Source organism: Candidatus Methylomirabilis limnetica (assembly GCF_003044035.1).
GTDB lineage: Bacteria > Methylomirabilota > Methylomirabilia > Methylomirabilales > Methylomirabilaceae > Methylomirabilis > Methylomirabilis limnetica.
On sequence record NZ_NVQC01000022.1, the window covers coordinates 28,447 to 47,019 of the forward strand.

Here is an 18,573-nt window from a genome sequence, read left to right on the forward strand (position 1 = left end):
CGTCCATTGCGTTACGCGGCACGCTATGAACGCGTCACGCTGCACGCAATAGACGCAATTACCTTCCAAAACCAGCGCCCACGCCGAGGGTCCGAAAGAAGGTTTCGGCCTTTAACAACGTCTCCTCGTACTCTCGTATCGGCGAAGAGTCGGCCACGATCCCGCCGCCGGTCTGAAAATAGATCCGTCTGCCTGTCACGATGGCCGTCCGGATAGCGACGTTCAGCTCCATCGCGCCGGAGAACCCGATGAACCCGATCGCCCCGGTGTAGAGGCCACGAGCCGTTGGCTCCACTTCGTCGATCACCTCCATCGCGCGGATCTTGGGGGCTCCGGTGATGGAGCCGCCAGGGAAGGTGGCCCGCAAACAGTCGATCGGGTCCGCCCCCTCATCGAGAATGCCTGCCACGGTTGAGACCATGTGGTGGAGGGTGTGGTAGGTCTCGATCGTCTCGAACTGCTCCACGTGCACAGAGCCGACCCGACAGATCCTACCCAAATCGTTTCGCTCCAGGTCCACGATCATCACATGTTCGGCGCGCTCCTTGGGATCGCGACGCAGGTGGCCAATGATGCGCGCATCATCCTCTAGCGTCATCCCGCGAGGGTGGGTCCCCTTTATCGGGCAGGTCGAGATCCGATTCCCCTCCACCAGCAGGAACCGTTCCGGGGAGTTGGACAGCACATGGAAGGGACCACAGTGAAGGTACGCCCCGAAGGACGCGGGGAAGCGGGTCCGAAGGCGCCGGTAGAGGGCCCAGGGATCGCCCGAAAAGTGAGTAGCGAAGCGCTGCGAGATGTTGGCCTGATAAATGTCACCCGCCGCGATGTATTCCAACACCGCCTCTAGCGCCTTGAAGTAGTACGCTTTTGACATGTTGCTCTCGAGGGGAGCCTCGGTGTGCGGCAAATCAGGCGGCGTACTACGAGCGATCAGCCGGGCCTGCCGGATCAAGTCAAGGCCTTCCTGCAACCGCTCCCGAGCTCGCCGCTCCCGGTCGGCACCGGGGGGGAGAGGCAAGCCGGACGAGGTGACGAGAAGCCGTCCCGTTCCCGGTTCGAACCAGAAGAGGAGGTCGTAGAAATGGATCACGCAGTCCGGAAGCCCAAGGTCGTCCACCGCCACGGCCGGCAGTATTTCGAGGTGGTGTCGAAGGTCGTAACCGAAGTAGCCGATGGCGCCGGCTGCTGGAAATTCCCGAACATGCGTGATGTCACCAAACTGCCGGAGAAGCGTCTGAAGGTGCCGGAATGGATCGCCGGTGAGTCGGCTTAGCCTACCCTCCCGCAAGATGGTGATCTCCTGCCCTTTCGCCGAGAAGGTGAGGAACGGATCATAACCAAAGCACGTAGCCCGCCAGTGATTGGTAGCCCAAGGATCAGCATCCAGGAGACTGGAACCGGGCCGGGCGGCGACCAGACCAAAAAGATCCGCGATGGCGGGCGGATTTGGGACTTCCTCTATTATTGCGTCCATTGCGTCCATTGCGTCTGTCGCGTCGGTGCGTTCATGGCGTTCATGGCGTTTATTGCGTTTGTGGCACGCTGCACGCGATTAAGGCCAGAGGATGTCGTAACCGTCAAAGACTGGCCCGTCCTTGCAAACGAGGCGGTAGGTCCGACCTGCTTGGCTGGCAGACAGGTCTTGTTCGCCACCCTTCACCGGTACGACGCAGCCCATGCAGGCCCCGAAGCCGCAGGCCATGCTCGCTTCCATGGAGGCCTGATAGGGCAGCTCATATTTTTCGGCAATCGTCGCAAGAGCCGCCAGCATGGGATGCGGGCCGCAGGCGTAAATCCCCCCAACCCCCCTTTTATAAAGGGGGGAACTGGCGGATTTGGGGTGCGAGGTGTTGAGATACTGCTCCAGCAGTTCGGTCACCAACCCTTTCTGACCGGCGCTGCCATCTTCTGTGGCCACGTGAATCTTTGCGCCGACCCGCTTAAAATCGACGGTACACAGCAGATCAGCCTTAGATCTCCCGCCGAGAAAGACGGTCATCTTCGTTTCGCGTGATGCTCGGCGCGTGGCAAGACCCTCAGCAAGGGCGGCAATCGGAGGGACACCGATTCCGCCAGCAACCAGGAACACCTCCGTTGCGGAACGTGGAACCTCAAAGCCGTTCCCCAAGGGGCCGAGAGCCCGGAGGGACCTACCTGGACGCATCGTCGCCAGGAGCGCCGTCCCGCGGCCACACACCTTGTACAAAATCTCTACCTCGCACCCCGGATCGGTGTCCGGGGCAGGCCCCGCACGCCAAATCCCCCCGTGCCCCTTAAATCCCCCCGTGCCCCCCTTTGATAAAGGGGGGTTGGGGGGGGTTTTTACACTTCGGATGCTCAAGGCTCGAGGCAGCAGCGGATCCAGTCCATCTGTACATCCAAGCATGAGAAACTGGCCAGGGCGGAATCTGGCCAGGTATCGAGGGCCAACCAGACGCATCGAAAAGTACTCCGGTGCGATCTGCCGATTGGACACCACTTCAACTTGGACCTCAGATGCCGTCGCCATTCCCCGCACCCCTCAAATCCCCCCGTGCCCCCCTTTACCAAAGGGGGGTTGGAGGGGGTTTTGCACTTCGCACATAGGGCAGCCACAAGGGACTGCCCCTACGCGCACCCGGCGTCTGAGTGATACTCCTGCAGTGCCTTGACCCTCAACGTCCCGTGCTGCATCGCCTGGATCGCCTCCACCGCCGCCTGCGCCGCGGCCATAGTGGTAAAGTAGGGAATGCCCATGGTGATCGCTGTCCGTCGGATGGAGTAAGAGTCAAGACGAGCATGGTGGCCCTCCGGCGTATTAATGACCAGGCCAATCTCGCCATTCTTCATCTTATCCACGATATGTGGGCGCACGCCGTCGATGACCTTGGCCACTGCCTTCACGGTCACCCCGCCGCCTTCTAACGAGGCCGCAGTCCCAGCCGTCGCCACGAGCTGAAAGCCCAGATCCGCAAGCCGTCGTGCCAGAAGCACGATATGCAGCTTGTCACTATCCCGCACACTCAGGAAGACCGTCCCTTTCAGGGGAAGGGCGCCACTAGCCCCCACCTGCGATTTGGCAAAGGCCAGCCCGAATTCGCGGTCGATCCCCATGACCTCACCGGTCGATTTCATCTCCGGCCCTAAGAGGGCATCGACTCCAGGAAACTTCACAAAAGGCAGGACCGCCTCCTTAACCGCCACATGGCGAAGCTTAGGCTCCTCGGTAAAGCCCAGGTCTTTGAGGCTCATCCCGGCCATGATCTTGGCCGCCAGTTTGGCTAGGGGGACACCGATCGCCTTGCTGACGAAGGGGACGGTTCGAGAAGCGCGGGGATTGACCTCCAGGACGTAGACTACATGGTCTTTGATCGCGAACTGGATGTTGATCAGGCCAACTACCCCAAGCTCCAGCGCCATAGCCTTCGTCTGGACCCGGATCTGATCGAGCAACGGCTGTTGCACTGACCGAGGTGGCAGAGAACAGGCCGAGTCTCCGGAGTGGACTCCAGCCGCCTCAATGTGCTCCATGATCCCGCCGATCACGACCTCCTGGCCGTCGCACAGGGCATCGACATCCATCTCGATGGCGTCCTCCAGAAACTTATCGACCAGCACGGGATGCTCTGGCGAGGCCTGCACTGCGCGCGCCATGTAGTCCTGGAGGCTCGAATCGTTATAGACGATCTCCATCGCACGGCCACCGAGGACGTACGAGGGACGCACCAGGACCGGATAGCCGATCTGCCGCGCAATCCGAAGTGCCTCGCTCACTGAAACGGCGGTTCCATTTGGCGGCTGATTCAGGCCAAGACGCTGCAGCACCTGCTTGAACCGTTCCCGGTTCTCGGCTCGGTCGATGGCGTCGGGTGGGGTTCCAAGGATCTTCACGCCTGCCTGCTCTAGCGGAATGGCCAGCTTCAGTGGGGTCTGCCCTCCGAACTGGACGATTACCCCCTCTGGCCGCTCCCGCTCCGCAATGTTCAGGACATCCTCCATGCAGAGCGGCTCGAAGTACAGGCGATCGGAGGTGTCGTAATCCGTCGAGACCGTCTCCGGATTGCAGTTGACCATGATCGTCTCATAGCCAATCTCTTTCAAGGCGAAGGCCGCGTGAACGCAACAGTAGTCGAACTCGATACCCTGGCCGATCCGATTCGGGCCGGAACCCAGGATCATGATCTTTTTGCGGTTGGTCGGGTTGGCCTCGCACTCTTGCTCGTACGTCGAATAGAAGTACGGCGTATGGGCCACGAACTCGGCGCCGCAGGTATCCACCATCTTGAAGGTGGCCTCGATCCCCATCCGCTTCCTGGCATCCCGGACGGTAGACGCCTGAGAGCCGACAAGCTCGGCCAGTCGGCGATCGGCAAAACCCATGGCTTTGGCCTCGCGCATCATCGGAACCGTCAGTAGGCGGAGCAGCGTAGGCCCACGACGGCTCCCACCGAGGCCGATCAATCGGTCCTCAAAGTCCACGATCTCTTTAATGTTCTCGATGAACCAGGGATCAATGGCCGTGAGCTTGTAGATCTCCTGCACTGTCATCCCAAGCCGGAGCGCATCGGCAATGTAGAAGACCCGCTCCCAATTGGCAATGCGAAGGCGGTCTCGGACTAACTGGAGGTCGGCCTCGCTCACCGCCGCACCCCGTACTGCCTTACCCTTGAAGATCCGGCTCTCGAGTCCATAGGTATCGATCTCGAGCGAGCGGATCACCTTCTGCAAAGCCTCCTTAAAGGTCCGGCCGATCGCCATCGCCTCCCCAACCGATTTCATCTGCGTCGTCAGAGTCTCGTCCGCACCGGCAAACTTCTCAAACGAGAATCGAGGGAACTTGACGACGCAGTAGTCGATGGTCGGCTCAAAACAGGCTGTCGTCTCCTTCGTGATATCGTTGCGGATCTCATCCAGCGCATAGCCCACAGCCAGCTTGGCGGCGATCTTTGCGATGGGGAACCCGGTCGCCTTGCTGGCCAATGCCGAGGATCGAGAAACCCTCGGATTCATCTCAATCGCCAACATCCGCCCGTTCTCGGGATTGATGGCGAACTGAATGTTGCTGCCACCGGTCTCGACACCGATCTCCCGGATGATAGCGATCGCGGCGTCCCGCATGAGCTGATACTCTTTGTCGGACAGGGTCTGCGCCGGGGCCACCGTGATCGAGTCACCGGTGTGAACCCCCATCGGGTCGAAGTTCTCGATGGAACAGATGATCACGACGTTATCCTTCAGGTCGCGCATCACCTCCAGCTCGAACTCCTTCCAGCCGATCACGGAGGCTTCTACCAGAACCTGGTGGACGGGGCTCACACTGAGGCCCCACTGGACCTGCTCGTCGAACTCATCCCGGTTGTAGACGATGCTGCCGCCGGTGCCTCCGATCGTGAACGAAGGACGGATGATCGCCGGGTAACCGATCCGCTCGACGATGGTACGAGCCTCCTCGAGGGAACGGGCCTGGCCGCTCTCAGCCACCTCAACCCCGATTTTCTGCATTGCCTGTTTGAAGAGGTCGCGATCTTCGGCCTTCTTGATGGCCGGTAGCTTCGCCCCGATCATCTCAACCCCGTATCGGTCCAGGATTCCCTCCTCGGCCAACGCGACAGCCAGGTTGAGGCCGGTTTGCCCCCCGAGGGTGGGCAGCAGCGCATCCGGTCTCTCCCGGGCGATGATCTGCGAGAGTATAGGCACGGTCAGCGGCTCCAGGTAGGTCCGGTCCGCCATCTCCGGGTCGGTCATGATCGTGGCAGGATTCGAGTTGACCAGGATCACCCGGTAGCCTTCCTCCCGCAGCGCCTTACAGGCCTGGGTCCCTGAGTAGTCGAACTCGCACCCCTGCCCGATGACGATCGGGCCCGACCCGATGATTAAGATGCTCTTAATGTCAGTGCGCTTTGGCATAGCTGCAAGACTCCCGCTGATTGAACCTCACACGTCAAGCGACAGCGTACTCCACGGATTTAGGATTCTGGACCCGCTTGGATGCGTTGAGGATTTCCATGCCCACAATGTTCCCGTCCTTGTCGTAGTCCAGAATTACCCCTGGTTTGTCCTGGTCACTCTCCTCAACCTGTGCGTCACTAAATTCGATTGTGAGTACATCCACTTCTTGGTCATATTTGACCTTCATGGCACCCTCCAGTACTTGCTGATCTTGCTTGTCCGGTACACGGTGACCACAACGGGGGGATCGACCGTTTCGTTGACCATCACCCGCAAGAGACAAGGCTTTCCCTCGATTTCTACCTGAGATTGATAGCAGGTAACGTTGTCCACCTCAGGTACTTTCTGTTCCGGCCCTTGTAAAACCTGCTCCAAGAGCTTTCGCGAAATCTTACGTCTATCTAGTTCCTCATGCAGATGCTTAGAGTAGTGGAACCTCACCGTTCTGCATCCTCGATCAATCAACCCTTCGCGCCCTCCCGGTTGCGCTTGCTCGCCATGAGGTCCACGAAGCGCTGAAAGAGGTAGCTGGCGTCATGGGGACCAGGGGAGGCTTCCGGGTGGTATTGCACCGAAAAGATCGGGAGGCGACGATGTCGCATCCCCTCGACGGTTTGGTCGTTGAGATTGATGTGGGTCAGCTCGATCTCTTTATCCGGGATCGAGGCGATGTCCAAGGCAAAGCCGTGATTCTGGGTGGTGATCTCCACCTTCCCGGTCGTCAGATCCTTGACAGGCTGGTTCCCGCCGTGATGACCGAACTTCAGTTTGTAGGTCCGTCCCCCGAGGGCGAGACCCAGGATCTGATGGCCCAAGCAGATGCCGAAGATCGGCGCGGCGCCAATCAGCTTTTGCACGTTGTCAATCAGATACGGCACGCCCTCCGGGTCGCCGGGGCCATTACTCACGAAGACCCCATCCGGGGCCAAACCCATGACCGTGGACGCAGGAGTATCCGGAGGAACCACCGTCACGTCGCACCCTGCCTCTACCAACCTCCGCAGGATATTCAACTTGATCCCGCAGTCGTAGGCCACCACACGGAAGGGTTTATGGGTTAGGGTAGAGGGGTTAGGGAACAGCGCGAGCTGATCTGCCAACTCGAAACTCGAAACTCGAAACTCGAAACTGCCTTCGTACCCCTTTCCCAATTGCCACGGTCCCTCGCGCCACGTGTAGGGCGAGGTACAGGCCACCTCTTTCACCAAATCGCGACCGATCAGGCCAGGCGAGGCCTTGGCCTTGGCAATCAGGCTATCTGGGTTCAGGTCTCTTGTTGAGATCACCCCTTCCATCGCCCCATGGTCCCTCAGATGCCTGGTGAGCGCCCTGGTATCGATCCCCTGAATTCCCACGACGCCCTGCTCTTTAAGGTAGCTGTCAAGGGTCCGAGTGCTGCGCCAATTGCTTGGGTAGGGGCTCGCCTCCTTCACAATGAACCCCTCCACGGCCGGCACTGTTGACTCGACGTCCTCAGGGTTGATGCCGTAGTTGCCGATCAGAGGATAGGTCATCACGACCATCTGGCCCTTGTACGAGGGGTCGGTCAGGACCTCCTGGTATCCGGTCATGCTGGTGTTGAAGACCACCTCACCGACGGTCTCCCCTTCTGCGCCGAAGGAGACACCCTCGAAGATGGCGCCATCGGCCAGCGTCAATAACGCCTGCTTCATAAGCGTCCCTTGTCCCCCAAATCCCCCCGTGCCCCCCTTTTAGAAAGGGGGGATGGGGAGATTTCGCATACCGTGCTTCGCACTCTCATCACGCCTCCCAGACCACCTTGCCAGCGACAAGCGTCGCCACAGCCTGCCCCTTAAGCCGCCAGCCGTGGAAGGGGGTATTGCGGCTTTTCGACACAAAGGCGCCCGCGTCCACCTCCCACTCCCGAGTCGGATCAAAGATCGTCAGATCAGCGTCGGCGCCTTCGGCAATGCGTCCCTTTGGGAGCTTCAGGATGCGCGCGGGCTCGCTGGTGAACTTCCCCATCGCCTGCGAGAGTGTGAGTACTCCAGGATGCACCAGGGTTGTGATCGTCACGGCGAGTGCCGTCTCCAGACCGATCACCCCGAAGGGTGCCTGATCGAACTCCTGCTCTTTCTCCTGGACCGTGTGAGGGGCGTGATCTGTCGCGATCACGTCGATGGTTCCGTCTCGCAGGCCCTCGATCAGGGCTTGCCGGTCGGCCTCGGACCGAAGCGGCGGATTCATCTTGGCGTGAGTACTGAAGCCACGGACCGCCTCCTCCGTGAGCGCCAGGTGATGCGGGGTCACCTCGCAGCTCACCCGGACCCCGCGGGCCTTGGCCTCGCGGATCAGACGTACCGATTCGGCTGCGCTCACGTGCGCAATGTGGAGTCTCGCGCCAGTCAGCTCCGCCAGGAGGATATCTCGCGCTACCATCACCGCCTCCGAGGCTGAGGGGATGCCACGAAGCCCGAGATCGGTCGAGACGAACCCCTCATGGACCACGCCCCTGCCGCTCAGGTGCAGATCCTCACTATGCTGGATAACCGGCAGGTCAAACATCGCCGCGTACTCCATGGCCCGCCGCATCAGTTCGGGGCTCATCACCGGCCGACCATCATCGGAGATAGCGACGCAGCCAGCCTCGAATAGCTCTCCGATCTCGGCCAGCTCCTCCCCTTTCATCCCCTTCGTGATGGCGCCAACGGGGTACACCCGAACGACCCCCTCGCGCTTGGCCGCGTCAAGGATGAACTCGGTAACAGCGCGCGTGTCGTTTACCGGGTCGGTGTTCGGCATACAGCAAACCGCCGTAAAACCCCCCCGCGCCGCAGCCATCGTTCCGCTCGCAATGGTCTCTTTATCCTCACGTCCTGGCTGGCGCAGGTGGACATGCATGTCGATCAACCCCGGACAGACCACCAACCCTGTGGCATCCATCACCCGATCAATGGACTCTACTCCTGCTGTCTGGGATCTCGAATTCTTTGATGTCTTCCCGTTTCCCCGGGTGTTAAGAGTGGGTTCTGCCGTGCTCCGGCCTAACCTTATAATCTTCCCGTCTTCTATGAGGAGATCCAGGATTTCATCGACCGCATTTGCAGGATCGATGACTCGACCACCCTTGATCAGAATCCGCATGAGAGCTCCCTCACCCGCCTTTATCCCGCCTGCCCGCCGCCAGCAATGAGGTAGAGCAAGGCCATCCGCACGGCCAGGCCATTTTCCACCTGATTGAGGATCAGCGAATAGGGCCCATCGGCGACGTCTGGCGCAATCTCCACGCCCCGATTGATCGGGCCGGGGTGCATGATCAGCACATTAGGCTTTGCAGCCTTCAGCCGTTCTACGGTGAGACCGAACAGGCGAGAGTACTCTCGCAGCGAGGGAAACAGCCCGGCCTGTTGGCGCTCGACCTGAAGTCTCAGCATCATGATGACGTCGACCTCGGCGATGGCTCGATCGAGGTTCGTAAAGACCTCAACGCCGAGTCGCTCGACGAAACGGGGAAGCATCGTCCGGGGCCCTGCAACCCGCACCTCCATCCCCATCTTCTGCATCCCATGAATGTTGCTCCTGGCGACCCGGCTATGAGTGATGTCGCCGATAATGGCTGCCTTGAGTCCCTCCAGTCGCCCCACCTTCTCCCTGATGGTGAAGAGGTCGAGCAGGGCCTGGCTGGGATGCTCGTGAGCGCCATCGCCGGCGTTGATGATCGGCGCCGCAAGTCGCTTGGCCAGGAATTCTGCCGCTCCAGCGGATGGATGGCGGATAACCACGACGTCCGGGTGCATTGCTTGCAGCGTCAGGCCGGTATCCTTCAGACTCTCCCCCTTGGCCACCGAACTGGACGAGATGGAGATATTGACGACGTCGGCGCTCAGCCACTTGCCTGCGATCTCAAAGGATGTCCGGGTCCGCGTGCTGGGCTCGTAGAAGAGATTGATCAGGGTCTTGCCGCGCAGGGCCGGCACCTTCTTGATGTCGCGGCGGGCCACCTCCTTCATCGACTCGGCAGTATCCAAGATCAGCCGGATCTCGTCTACCGTCAGCTCCCGCATGCTCAACAGATCTTTTCCTGCCAGGCCCATCGCTTCCTCTCCTACCCCTTCACGATGACGACCGAATCCTCCCCATCCTCCTCAGTGAGCAGGACCTGAATCTGCTCCTGCCGCGAGGTGGGGACGTTCTTGCCGACATAATCGGCCCGAATCGGCAGTTCGCGGTGACCCCGATCTATGAGGACGGCAAGCTGAATCAGGCGGGGCCTGCCAAGGTCGATCAGGCTGTCCATGGCTGCCCGGATGGTCCGGCCGGTGTACAGGACATCATCCACCAATACCACTCTCTTTTCGTTGATCGAGAACGGGATCTCAGTTGTTCGGACCACCGGCTGAGGCCCGACCTTATCCAGGTCATCCCGGTAGAGGGTCACATCCAGGGTCCCAACCGGAATATCAGCCCCAGCAATAAGCTTCAGCTCCTTGGCGATCCGCCTGGCCAAATCTACCCCTCGGCTACGGAGGCCGATCAGGACGAGGCCCTCCGTCCCGTTGTTTCGCTCCGCGATCTCGTGGGCAATCCTGGTTACAGCCCGCTGGATGCCGGTCTGATCCAGAATTTTGGCCTTTTCGTTCAGCTCAGCGGCCATGGAGGTCAGGGCATAAAAAAACCCCCTCACCATCCGGCGAGGAGGTTATTCGACAAACGCTGCCTAGAATGATTTGCGAAGTTCCCACAGCATCTCCTTTTCGAACCTCTCTGAGTCCGATTAAAAGGCCAGTTCACTGTACCAAAACGCGGCTGACAGTCAAGCCAAATCCTCACACGTCCAACTCATGGCTCATCTTCTTCCCTGCCGCTCTCCTCCTATACCGTAGGCGGCCCGGTCCGTCGCGCTTCAATCAATTCGCGGACAGCCGGAACCAGGTAGACTGTGGAAAGGTCGAACCGTGACAGGCAATCGGCCAGGACCCGTATTCGATCGCCCGGAGTAAGGCGATCATCGACGATCGCCACGAGTTGTCCTCGCAGCGTGCAGGTCCCGCTCTTCACGACAAATTCCTGCTGATCCAAGCTCTCGTAGAGGACCTTGACACCAAGCCGCTCTGCTAGCTCTTCGAACTGTTGCAGGAGTATAGCTTCGATCATCGCGCTCACCAACGTGGGTGACCATCATCTGCAGAAGCCACCCTACAGAAGAAGCGCGCAAATGTCAAGGTGACGGCCAGACCCAAGAACAGCGATAGGCTTCGCAACTACTCGATTCTTCCCGTCGTTGCGAGTACCCGTAGGGTGCGTGGCAATCTCAGTGCAATAATGCGAGATTGCTTCACTTCGTTCGCAATGACAACTTTCTATCGCTGTTCTTGGGCCAGAGTGCCAGGAAACAGAAGAAAACCGCTGCGGGACTCACCGGACGGTCAGTCCCGCAGCGGTCGGAGGGAGGGGAGGTCACGCAGAGCAGGAAGCGTTTACCGCCAGTGGCCAGGAACCCAGGCACCCCATCGGTTGACGTGTCCAGGAACCCGGACAGGCCGATAATAGACAGGCGCAGGTCGCATGCGCCACCCTGGAGCCGGTGCCACAACAGGAGCCCGGGCGACGACCACGGGGAATGGGACCCCGACGTTGATTCCGACCCTAACCCATGCCAGAGCCGGCTGAGTTGCAGCAACCAATCCACCGATAACGAGCGCCATGACGACCAGTTTCGACAGATACTGCTTCATGATCGTTCCCTCCTGTTGTGGTTGTTGTAACTGTTTGCCTGATTAGACAGCCGACATCGACAAGGGTTTAAGGGCCGAATTACCTTGCCTAGTTGGAGACATTCTGTTACCAATAGGCCGAAGGTTAAATCTGTGAATCCCTGTAATTACAAATAGTTAGACTGATTACTCAGTGGAAACCCATGCCCGACACCTCTCAACTCCGCGCACAGGCTGAGGAACTCCGACGGCTCATTCTACGCCACGAATACCTCTACTATGTGTTGGACCGGCCGGAGATCACAGACGCCGAGTTCGACAAGCTCTTTCAACGCCTGACACACCTCGAAACAGAGCATCCCGAACTGATCACGCCCGACTCTCCTACGCAGCGGGTTGGCGGCCAGCCTGTCGAAGGGTTCGCTTCGGTGCAGCACAAGGCGGCGATGCTGTCACTGGACAACGCCTACAACGCTGATGAGCTCCAGGAGTTCGAGGCCCGCATGAAGCGGGCGCTGCCAGGCGAGCAGTTTACCTACGTGACCGAGCCAAAGGTGGATGGCCTCGGCGTGGCCTTGGTGTATGAGCATGGCCAGTTTGTGCGGGGAGCTACCAGAGGTGATGGCCGGTACGGTGAGGATGTGACGCACAACCTGATGACGGTCAGGGGCATCCCTCGTCGTCTGCACGGGCCGTTAACAAAGCTTGACATCCTGGAGGTGCGCGGGGAGATCTTCATGTGGCGTCAAGCGTTTGAAAAGTTGAATCGGGGGTTGGAGGCGGAAGGTGATGAGCCCTTCGCGAATCCGAGGAATGCCTCGGCCGGGTCAGTCCGCCAGAAAGACCCGCGAATCACCGCAAGCCGTCCCCTCGATATCTTCATCTACGGCGTCAGCTATGCCGAGCCGAATCCGTTCAAAGGCCACTCACAGGCCATGCAGCAGTTGCTTGAGTCCGGATTCCTTCTTGATCCCAAAGACCGCAAGAACACGCTGGAGCGCTATCGCCGGCGCTGCACTGATATCGATTTGGCGATTCAGACATGCCTTGAGGTCGAGGCCGCCCGTGACGAGATCGGGTGCGACTGCGACGGTGTGGTGGTAAAGGTCGATGCGATCGAGCAGCAACGCGGGCTCGGCTCGACCACACATCATCCCAGGTGGGCCACCGCCTACAAGTTCCCAGCGCGGCAGGCGACCAGTGTCATCAGGAAGATCGAAGTGAGCGTGGGGCGAACGGGGGCGCTCACGCCGACCGCCCTGCTCGATCCCGTAGAGATTGCCGGTGCCACAATCAGCCGCGCAACGCTCCACAATGCTGATGAGATCGAACGTCTTGACGTCCGCGAGGGGGACACCGTCCTGATCGAGCGGGCAGGCGACGTGATCCCTCACATTCTGCGGGTGATACAGGACAAGCGGCCTTCTCACAGTCGGCCGTTCCGCTTCCCTACCCAGTGCCCTGTCTGTGGCGCCGAGGCATTCCGACCCGAAAGCGAGGTCGTCAGCCGATGCACCAACTCCGCTTGCTTAGCCCGGCTGAAGGAGTCGCTGCTGCACTTCGGATCGAGGCGGGCGATGGACATCGAGCACCTGGGCGAGGCCGTAGCGGAGCAGCTTGTCGATCGGAAGCTGGTCAGGGAGTTAGCCGATCTATACCAACTTGATGTGGCCACCCTCGCCGAGCTTGAACGGCTGGCCGAGAAGTCTGCCACCAACCTGTACAACGCGATCCATGGGAGCAAGGGACGCGGGCTGAGTCGCCTACTGTTCGCACTGGGAATCCGGTATGTAGGCGAACACGTCGCCACGATCCTGGCCCAGCATTACGGCTCGATGGATCGGCTGGAGCAGGCGCCTGAGGAGGAACTGGCCGAGATCTACGGCATCGGCCCCCGCATCGCCCAGAGTGTGGCGCTCTATTTCCGCCAGCCGGAGAACCGCCGCCAGATCGAGCAGTTGCGAGGAGTGGGCGTCAGTATGAAGGAGGAAGGGGTCACGGCGGGACCTCGCCCTCTGGCTGGCAAGACGTTCGTTCTGACCGGCGGACTGGAGAGCTTGACCCGCGACGAGGCCAAGGAGCTGATCGTTCGGGCCGGTGGCCGCCTGACCTCATCGGTCAGCAAGAAGACCGACTATGTCGTCGTGGGCAAAGATCCCGGCAGCAAGCACGACGATGCCACGCGCCTCGGCGTCACGACCCTTGACGAAGCCGGTTTCAAGAAGCTCATTGGCAAAGAGGGAGCGCTATGAAGGCGTTGAATATGAAGAATCCACCGCATCCGGGATTGTCGGTGCGCGTGGACTGTCTGGAGCCACATGGGTTGAGCGTGACCGAAGGGGCGAAGATCCTTGGTGTGTCGCGGTCTGCGTTGAGTAATCTGGTGAACGAGAATGCAGACCTGTCTTGGGACATGGCTATTCGCTTGGCCAAGGCGTTTGGCAGTACGCCGGATGGATGGATGCGGTTACAGTTTCAGTATGATGCGACCCAGGTGGAAGAACGATCCAAACATATCAAGGTGAAGACCTTTGCTGCGGATAGGGTTTGTGTGTGAGGCGCGCTATTGACATTGTGAAGTTTCATCGCACTCATGGGCCATTTACTGGCAAAACAGGACCAACACACATCCTGGAAAGCAAAAACACCATGCACGGAACCATATGAGCCAAGTCGTCATCGAAAACCCGATCATCAACTCGCCGTTCGACGAGCCGACCCGTCATTTTCGATTTAGCGACGAGGGCATCACCAGCGAGATTGTTGACGGCCGCCGGACCAGTTCCTATTTCGTCCCCATCGCCAAGCCGAAGAAGAAGGGTGCCAAGCAGCTTCAATTCGCAACGGAATGGACACAAGACCGCATCGAGGAGAACCAGCTCGTCAACGATGTCCGACGCCGCGTCGCCATGTGGCGCAAGGGCGGCTACCTGGGCGTGACACATACCACCACGCGATTGATTGCCTACTGGACCGATCCCAATCGCGAGAAGAAACTCTTCTTCTGCCAGAACGAGGCCCTTGAAACCGCCATCTACATTACCGAGGTGGCAAAGAAATACGGCGATGCCTGGATAGAGAACGCGATACGAGAGGCGAACGACACATCGAACCCCGGCCTGCCGCGCGCAGCATTCAAGATGGCCACTGGCGCCGGCAAGACCGTCGTCATGGCCATGCTCATCGCCTGGCACACGCTCAACAAGCGCGCCAACCCCCAGGACGCCCGCTTCTCCGACACCTTCCTGATCGTCACCCCCGGCATCACCATCCGCGACCGGCTCCGCGTGCTGTTGCCGAACGACCCGGAGAACTACTACCGCCAGCGTGACATTGTACCGGCCCAACTACAGGACCAGCTCGGACAGGCCAAAATCGTCATCACCAACTACCACGCCTTCGGACTGCGCGAGAGGGTCGCCGCCGGCAAGATCACGAAGTCGATTCTCGCCGATGGGCAGCCAAGCCCGTTTACCGAAACTCCCGACCAGATGGTGCGCCGCGTCTGTCGCGAATTGAGCACCAAGAAACACATCATCGTCCTCAACGACGAAGCCCATCACTGCTACCGCCGCAAACCCGACGGCGAAGAGGAAAAACTCACCGGCGATGATCGCGTCGAAGCCAAGCAACGCGACGAAGAGGCTCGCGTATGGATTTCCGGCATCGAGGCCGTGAAGGCCAAGATCGGCGTGAAGGCCATCTACGACCTTTCGGCCACACCGTTCTTTCTGCGCGGTTCGGGTTACAGCAAAATTACGCACGATGGTAAGAAAATCACCGAGGGGCTTCTTTTTCCGTGGGTAGTTTCTGACTTCTCTCTCATCGACGCCATCGAGGCCGGCATCGTCAAAGTGCCCCGTGTGCCGGTGGCTGATGACTCAATGATAGGCGAGCAGCCCACCTACCGCGACCTGTGGCTCCGCATCCGCGAGCACCTATCAAAAAAGGGTCGCAAAACCGATAAGGTGGTGGGCGAACCGAAGATCCCCCTCGAACTTCATGGAGCACTTCTCAGCCTCTACGGCAACTACAAGAAGTATCACCGCCTGTGGGAGCAGAACGCCGAGGCCCGCGCCCGTGGCATCACGCCGCCGGTGTTCATCGTCGTCTGCAACAACACCAACGTGTCCAAACGCGTCTTCGACTTCATTGCCGGATGGGAAAAGCAGATCGGCGACCAGATCGTCGCCCAGGCCGGGCAGTTGTCCATCTTTCGCAACGACGACGGTAAGGGTGGCTGGCTGCACCGCCCGAACACCATCCTGGTGGACAGCCAGCAGCTCGAGTCCGGCGGAGCGATGAGCGACGACTTCAAGAAGATCGCCGCCCGAGAAATCGACGAGTTCAAGGCCGACTACCGAGCCCGCTTTCCCGGCCGCGATGCCGAATCCCTGACCGACGAAGACCTCCTCCGCGAAGTGATGAACACGGTCGGTAAGGCAGGCAAACTCGGCGAACACGTCAAGTGCGTCGTCAGCGTCTCCATGCTCACGGAAGGGTGGGATGCCAACACCGTCACCCACGTTCTCGGCGTGCGCGCCTTCGGCACGCAACTGCTGTGCGAGCAGGTGGTCGGTCGCGCCCTGCGCCGCATAAGTTACGCCGCCAACGAGAAGGGGCATTTCAATCCCGAATACGCTGAAGTCTACGGCGTGCCCTTTTCCTTCATCCCGTGCAGCGGGGCAACTAAAGACCCCAAGCCCGGCCCGCTGCCCACCCGCGTTCGCGCCATCGAGCGCCGCATCGCCTGCGAGATCACCTTTCCACGGCTGCTCGGCTACCGCTACGACGTGGCTGGCGAGCGGCTCACCGCAACCTTCACAGCAGAATCGCACCTGGCACTCTCGACTGCCGACATTCCCACCAAGACCGAGAACGCGCCCATCGTCGGCGAATCCAGCATCCACACCCTCGACGATCTCAAACGCCACCGGCTCAACGAGGTCGCCTTCCTGCTGGCCAAGCTGACGCTGGAAAAATACTTCCGCGACGATGACGGCAACGATAAACCCTGGCTCTTCCCGCAACTGCTCGGCATCGCCAAACGCTGGCTGGCCGAATGCGTCACGCTCAAGGACAACACCTTCCCGCAACTGCTGCTCTTGATCGAGTTAGCACACGACGCCGCCGACCGCATCTACAAGGCGATCGTCGCCTCGACGGACGGCACGGAGGGCGACCACAAGGGTGCGCCCCTACGGCCGATCCTGCGCCCGCATGATACGATCGGCTCCACCTGTGATGTGGATTTCGATACTAGCCGAGCCGTATTCGCCACCAGCAGCGACAAGTGCCACATCTCCCATGTGGTGGCCGATACCGATTCATGGGAGCAGAAGATGGCCGAAGCCCTCGAAGACTCGCCCGAGGTCATCCGCTACGTCAAAAACCACAACCTCGGCTTCACCATCCCCTTACACGCTGAACGGCGAAGAACACCAATACATCCCCGACTTCATCGCCTGCATCGACGACGGCCACGGCCCGAGTGACCTCTTGAACCTGATCGTCGAAGTCACCGGCGAGAAGAAGAAGAACAAGGCCGCCAAGGTCTCTACTGCGCGCTCCCTGTGGGTGCCGGCCATCAACAACCACGGCGGCTTCGGACGCTGGACTTTCATTGAGATCAGTGACCCGTGGGACGCGAAGAACCTGATCCGCGCCAGCCTAAAGAAAGGAGCAAAACCGTGAGTGAAGAATTGCCAGCCGATTCCCAGGGCAAGATGATCGTATTCGGGGCGAAGCAGATTCGCCGTATTTGGCACGATGACCAGTGGTTCTTCTCCGTTGTGGACATCATCGGCGCCCTCACCGACAGCGAGAATCCACGCGATTACTGGTATCGCATGAAGCAGCGGGAGAAGGAATCTAGCGGAATCGAGTTGTCGACACTTTGTCGACAACTGAAACTAGTCTCATCTGACGGCAAGGCTTACCCCACGGAAGCCGCGTCCACCGAAGCCGCCTTTCGCATCATCCAGTCGATCCCCAGCCCCAAGGCCGAACCGTTCAAACGCTGGCTGGCTGAGGTGGGTTACCAGCGCGTCCAGGAGATCGAAAACCCCGAACTTGCCCAGCAGCGGATGCGGAAACTCTATCAGGACAAAGGCTACCCCGACGATTGGGTCGAAAAGCGCGTCCGTGGCATTGCCGTCCGTGACGAACTGACCAGCGAATGGCAGAAACGCGGTATTCAGGATCAAAAAGACTTCGCCATACTTACCGGCGAAATTTCCAAAGCCACATTTGGCTTGACTCCTGCCGACTACAAGAAGCTGAAGGGCCTGAAGCGTGAAAATCTCCGCGATCACATGACCGACCTCGAGTTGATCTTCACCATGCTCGGCGAGGCCGCAACCACAGAAATCGCGCGCAACAAAAACGCCCAGGGCCTCCTAAAAAACAAACTGGCTGCCAAAGCAGGCGGCTCGGTTGCGGGCAATGCCCGTCGCCAGCTTGAAGCCAAGTCGGGCCGCAAGGTCATCACCCGCGACAATTACCTGATCGACAAACCCAAGCGCAAGCTTCCACCGAAGTCGGAGTAACATTCCATGGTCAAAAAGAAGACCACGCCGACGAAAGTCGAATCCATTCGCCATAAGGACAAGCGCGCGAACATCCCCACCGAGGAGCTGCGCGACTTCGATGTGTACGATCCGACCACAGGACAGATACGAAACTCCTCCACCGACGATATCGCGTGCTGGTTTATCGACACCGACTACAACGGCGAGAGCTTCTTTGTCCGCCACGCCTACTTCACCGGGGCTGCACAAGACGGTGAGGGTCCTTACGATAAGCTCAAGCGGGCGCTACGGGCGGACATCGACGAAGCGGCCTGGAGCAGTCTCTACACCACCATCAGCCGGCCATTCGCCAAGCCCGAGACGGGCAAGATCGCCGTGAAGGTCATCAACCACTAAGGCGACGAGGTGCTGAAGGTGTTTCAAATATGAAGACGCAG

General features: G+C 59.7%; 14 protein-coding genes and 2 pseudogenes. 5 read left to right on the top strand and 11 right to left on the bottom strand.

The window, feature by feature from the left end; all coding sequences use genetic code 11:
- Window positions 1–58: 58 nt before the first annotated feature.
- The 11 genes from pabB to CLG94_RS13425 all read right to left on the bottom strand — a co-directional run bounded on the left by pabB (window position 59) and on the right by CLG94_RS13425 (window position 11,627).
- Window positions 59–1,486 (bottom strand): aminodeoxychorismate synthase component I, encoded by a 1,428-nt coding sequence (gene pabB, locus CLG94_RS07380; protein ID WP_107562223.1) that lies wholly within the window; start codon window positions 1,484–1,486, stop codon window positions 59–61.
- 69 nt (window positions 1,487–1,555) lie between these two features.
- Window positions 1,556–2,512, bottom strand: a complete 957-nt coding sequence (locus CLG94_RS07385) for a dihydroorotate dehydrogenase electron transfer subunit (RefSeq protein ID WP_107562225.1) — start codon at window positions 2,510–2,512, stop codon at window positions 1,556–1,558.
- 98 nt (window positions 2,513–2,610) lie between these two features.
- Window positions 2,611–5,889 carry a carbamoyl-phosphate synthase large subunit gene (carB, locus tag CLG94_RS07390; protein ID WP_107562227.1) on the bottom strand — a complete coding sequence of 1,093 codons (3,279 nt, stop codon included), beginning with the start codon at window positions 5,887–5,889 and terminating at the stop codon, window positions 2,611–2,613.
- Between the two features lie 34 nt (window positions 5,890–5,923).
- Entirely contained in the window at window positions 5,924–6,118 is a 195-nt protein-coding gene (locus tag CLG94_RS07395) for a DUF2283 domain-containing protein (RefSeq protein WP_107562229.1), read from the bottom strand.
- Entirely contained in the window at window positions 6,115–6,372 is a 258-nt protein-coding gene (locus CLG94_RS07400; RefSeq protein ID WP_107562231.1) for a DUF4258 domain-containing protein, read from the bottom strand. The genes CLG94_RS07395 and CLG94_RS07400 overlap by 4 nt, the downstream gene beginning before the upstream one ends.
- A gap of 20 nt (window positions 6,373–6,392) precedes the next feature.
- Window positions 6,393–7,604, bottom strand: a complete 1,212-nt coding sequence (carA, locus tag CLG94_RS07405; RefSeq protein ID WP_107562233.1) for a glutamine-hydrolyzing carbamoyl-phosphate synthase small subunit — start codon at window positions 7,602–7,604, stop codon at window positions 6,393–6,395.
- Window positions 7,605–7,692: 88 nt separating this feature from the next.
- A complete protein-coding gene (locus tag CLG94_RS07410; protein ID WP_107562235.1) occupies window positions 7,693–9,036 on the bottom strand; it encodes a dihydroorotase in 1,344 nt (447 codons plus the stop codon).
- A gap of 20 nt (window positions 9,037–9,056) precedes the next feature.
- Entirely contained in the window at window positions 9,057–9,986 is a 930-nt protein-coding gene (locus tag CLG94_RS07415) for an aspartate carbamoyltransferase catalytic subunit (protein WP_107562237.1), read from the bottom strand.
- 11 nt (window positions 9,987–9,997) lie between these two features.
- Window positions 9,998–10,579, bottom strand: coding sequence for a bifunctional pyr operon transcriptional regulator/uracil phosphoribosyltransferase PyrR (gene pyrR, locus CLG94_RS07420; RefSeq protein ID WP_107562239.1), 582 nt, complete (start codon window positions 10,577–10,579; stop codon window positions 9,998–10,000).
- 185 nt (window positions 10,580–10,764) lie between these two features.
- Window positions 10,765–11,046: a hypothetical protein gene (locus CLG94_RS07425; RefSeq protein ID WP_107562241.1), complete on the bottom strand. Its 282-nt coding sequence runs from the start codon at window positions 11,044–11,046 to the stop codon at window positions 10,765–10,767.
- A 323-nt stretch (window positions 11,047–11,369) separates the two neighbouring features.
- Window positions 11,370–11,627, bottom strand: coding sequence for a hypothetical protein (locus CLG94_RS13425; protein ID WP_107562243.1), 258 nt, complete (start codon window positions 11,625–11,627; stop codon window positions 11,370–11,372).
- 182 nt (window positions 11,628–11,809) lie between these two features.
- On the opposite strand from CLG94_RS13425, the gene ligA reads away from it, so the two are divergent.
- The 5 genes and pseudogenes from ligA to CLG94_RS07455 all read left to right on the top strand — a co-directional run.
- Window positions 11,810–13,858 (top strand): NAD-dependent DNA ligase LigA, encoded by a 2,049-nt coding sequence (gene ligA, locus CLG94_RS07435; protein WP_107562245.1) that lies wholly within the window; start codon window positions 11,810–11,812, stop codon window positions 13,856–13,858.
- Window positions 13,855–14,163: a HigA family addiction module antitoxin gene (locus tag CLG94_RS07440; protein WP_320414617.1), complete on the top strand. Its 309-nt coding sequence runs from the start codon at window positions 13,855–13,857 to the stop codon at window positions 14,161–14,163. The genes ligA and CLG94_RS07440 overlap by 4 nt, the downstream gene beginning before the upstream one ends.
- A 106-nt stretch (window positions 14,164–14,269) precedes the next feature.
- A pseudogene (locus CLG94_RS07445) lies at window positions 14,270–17,300 on the top strand (BPTD_3080 family restriction endonuclease).
- A 32-nt stretch (window positions 17,301–17,332) separates the two neighbouring features.
- Entirely contained in the window at window positions 17,333–18,154 is an 822-nt protein-coding gene (locus CLG94_RS07450; protein WP_107562822.1) for a BRO family protein, read from the top strand.
- An 84-nt stretch (window positions 18,155–18,238) separates the two neighbouring features.
- Window positions 18,239–18,532, top strand: a pseudogene (locus CLG94_RS07455) (site-specific DNA-methyltransferase); the annotation flags it as partial.
- Window positions 18,533–18,573 lie beyond the last annotated feature (41 nt).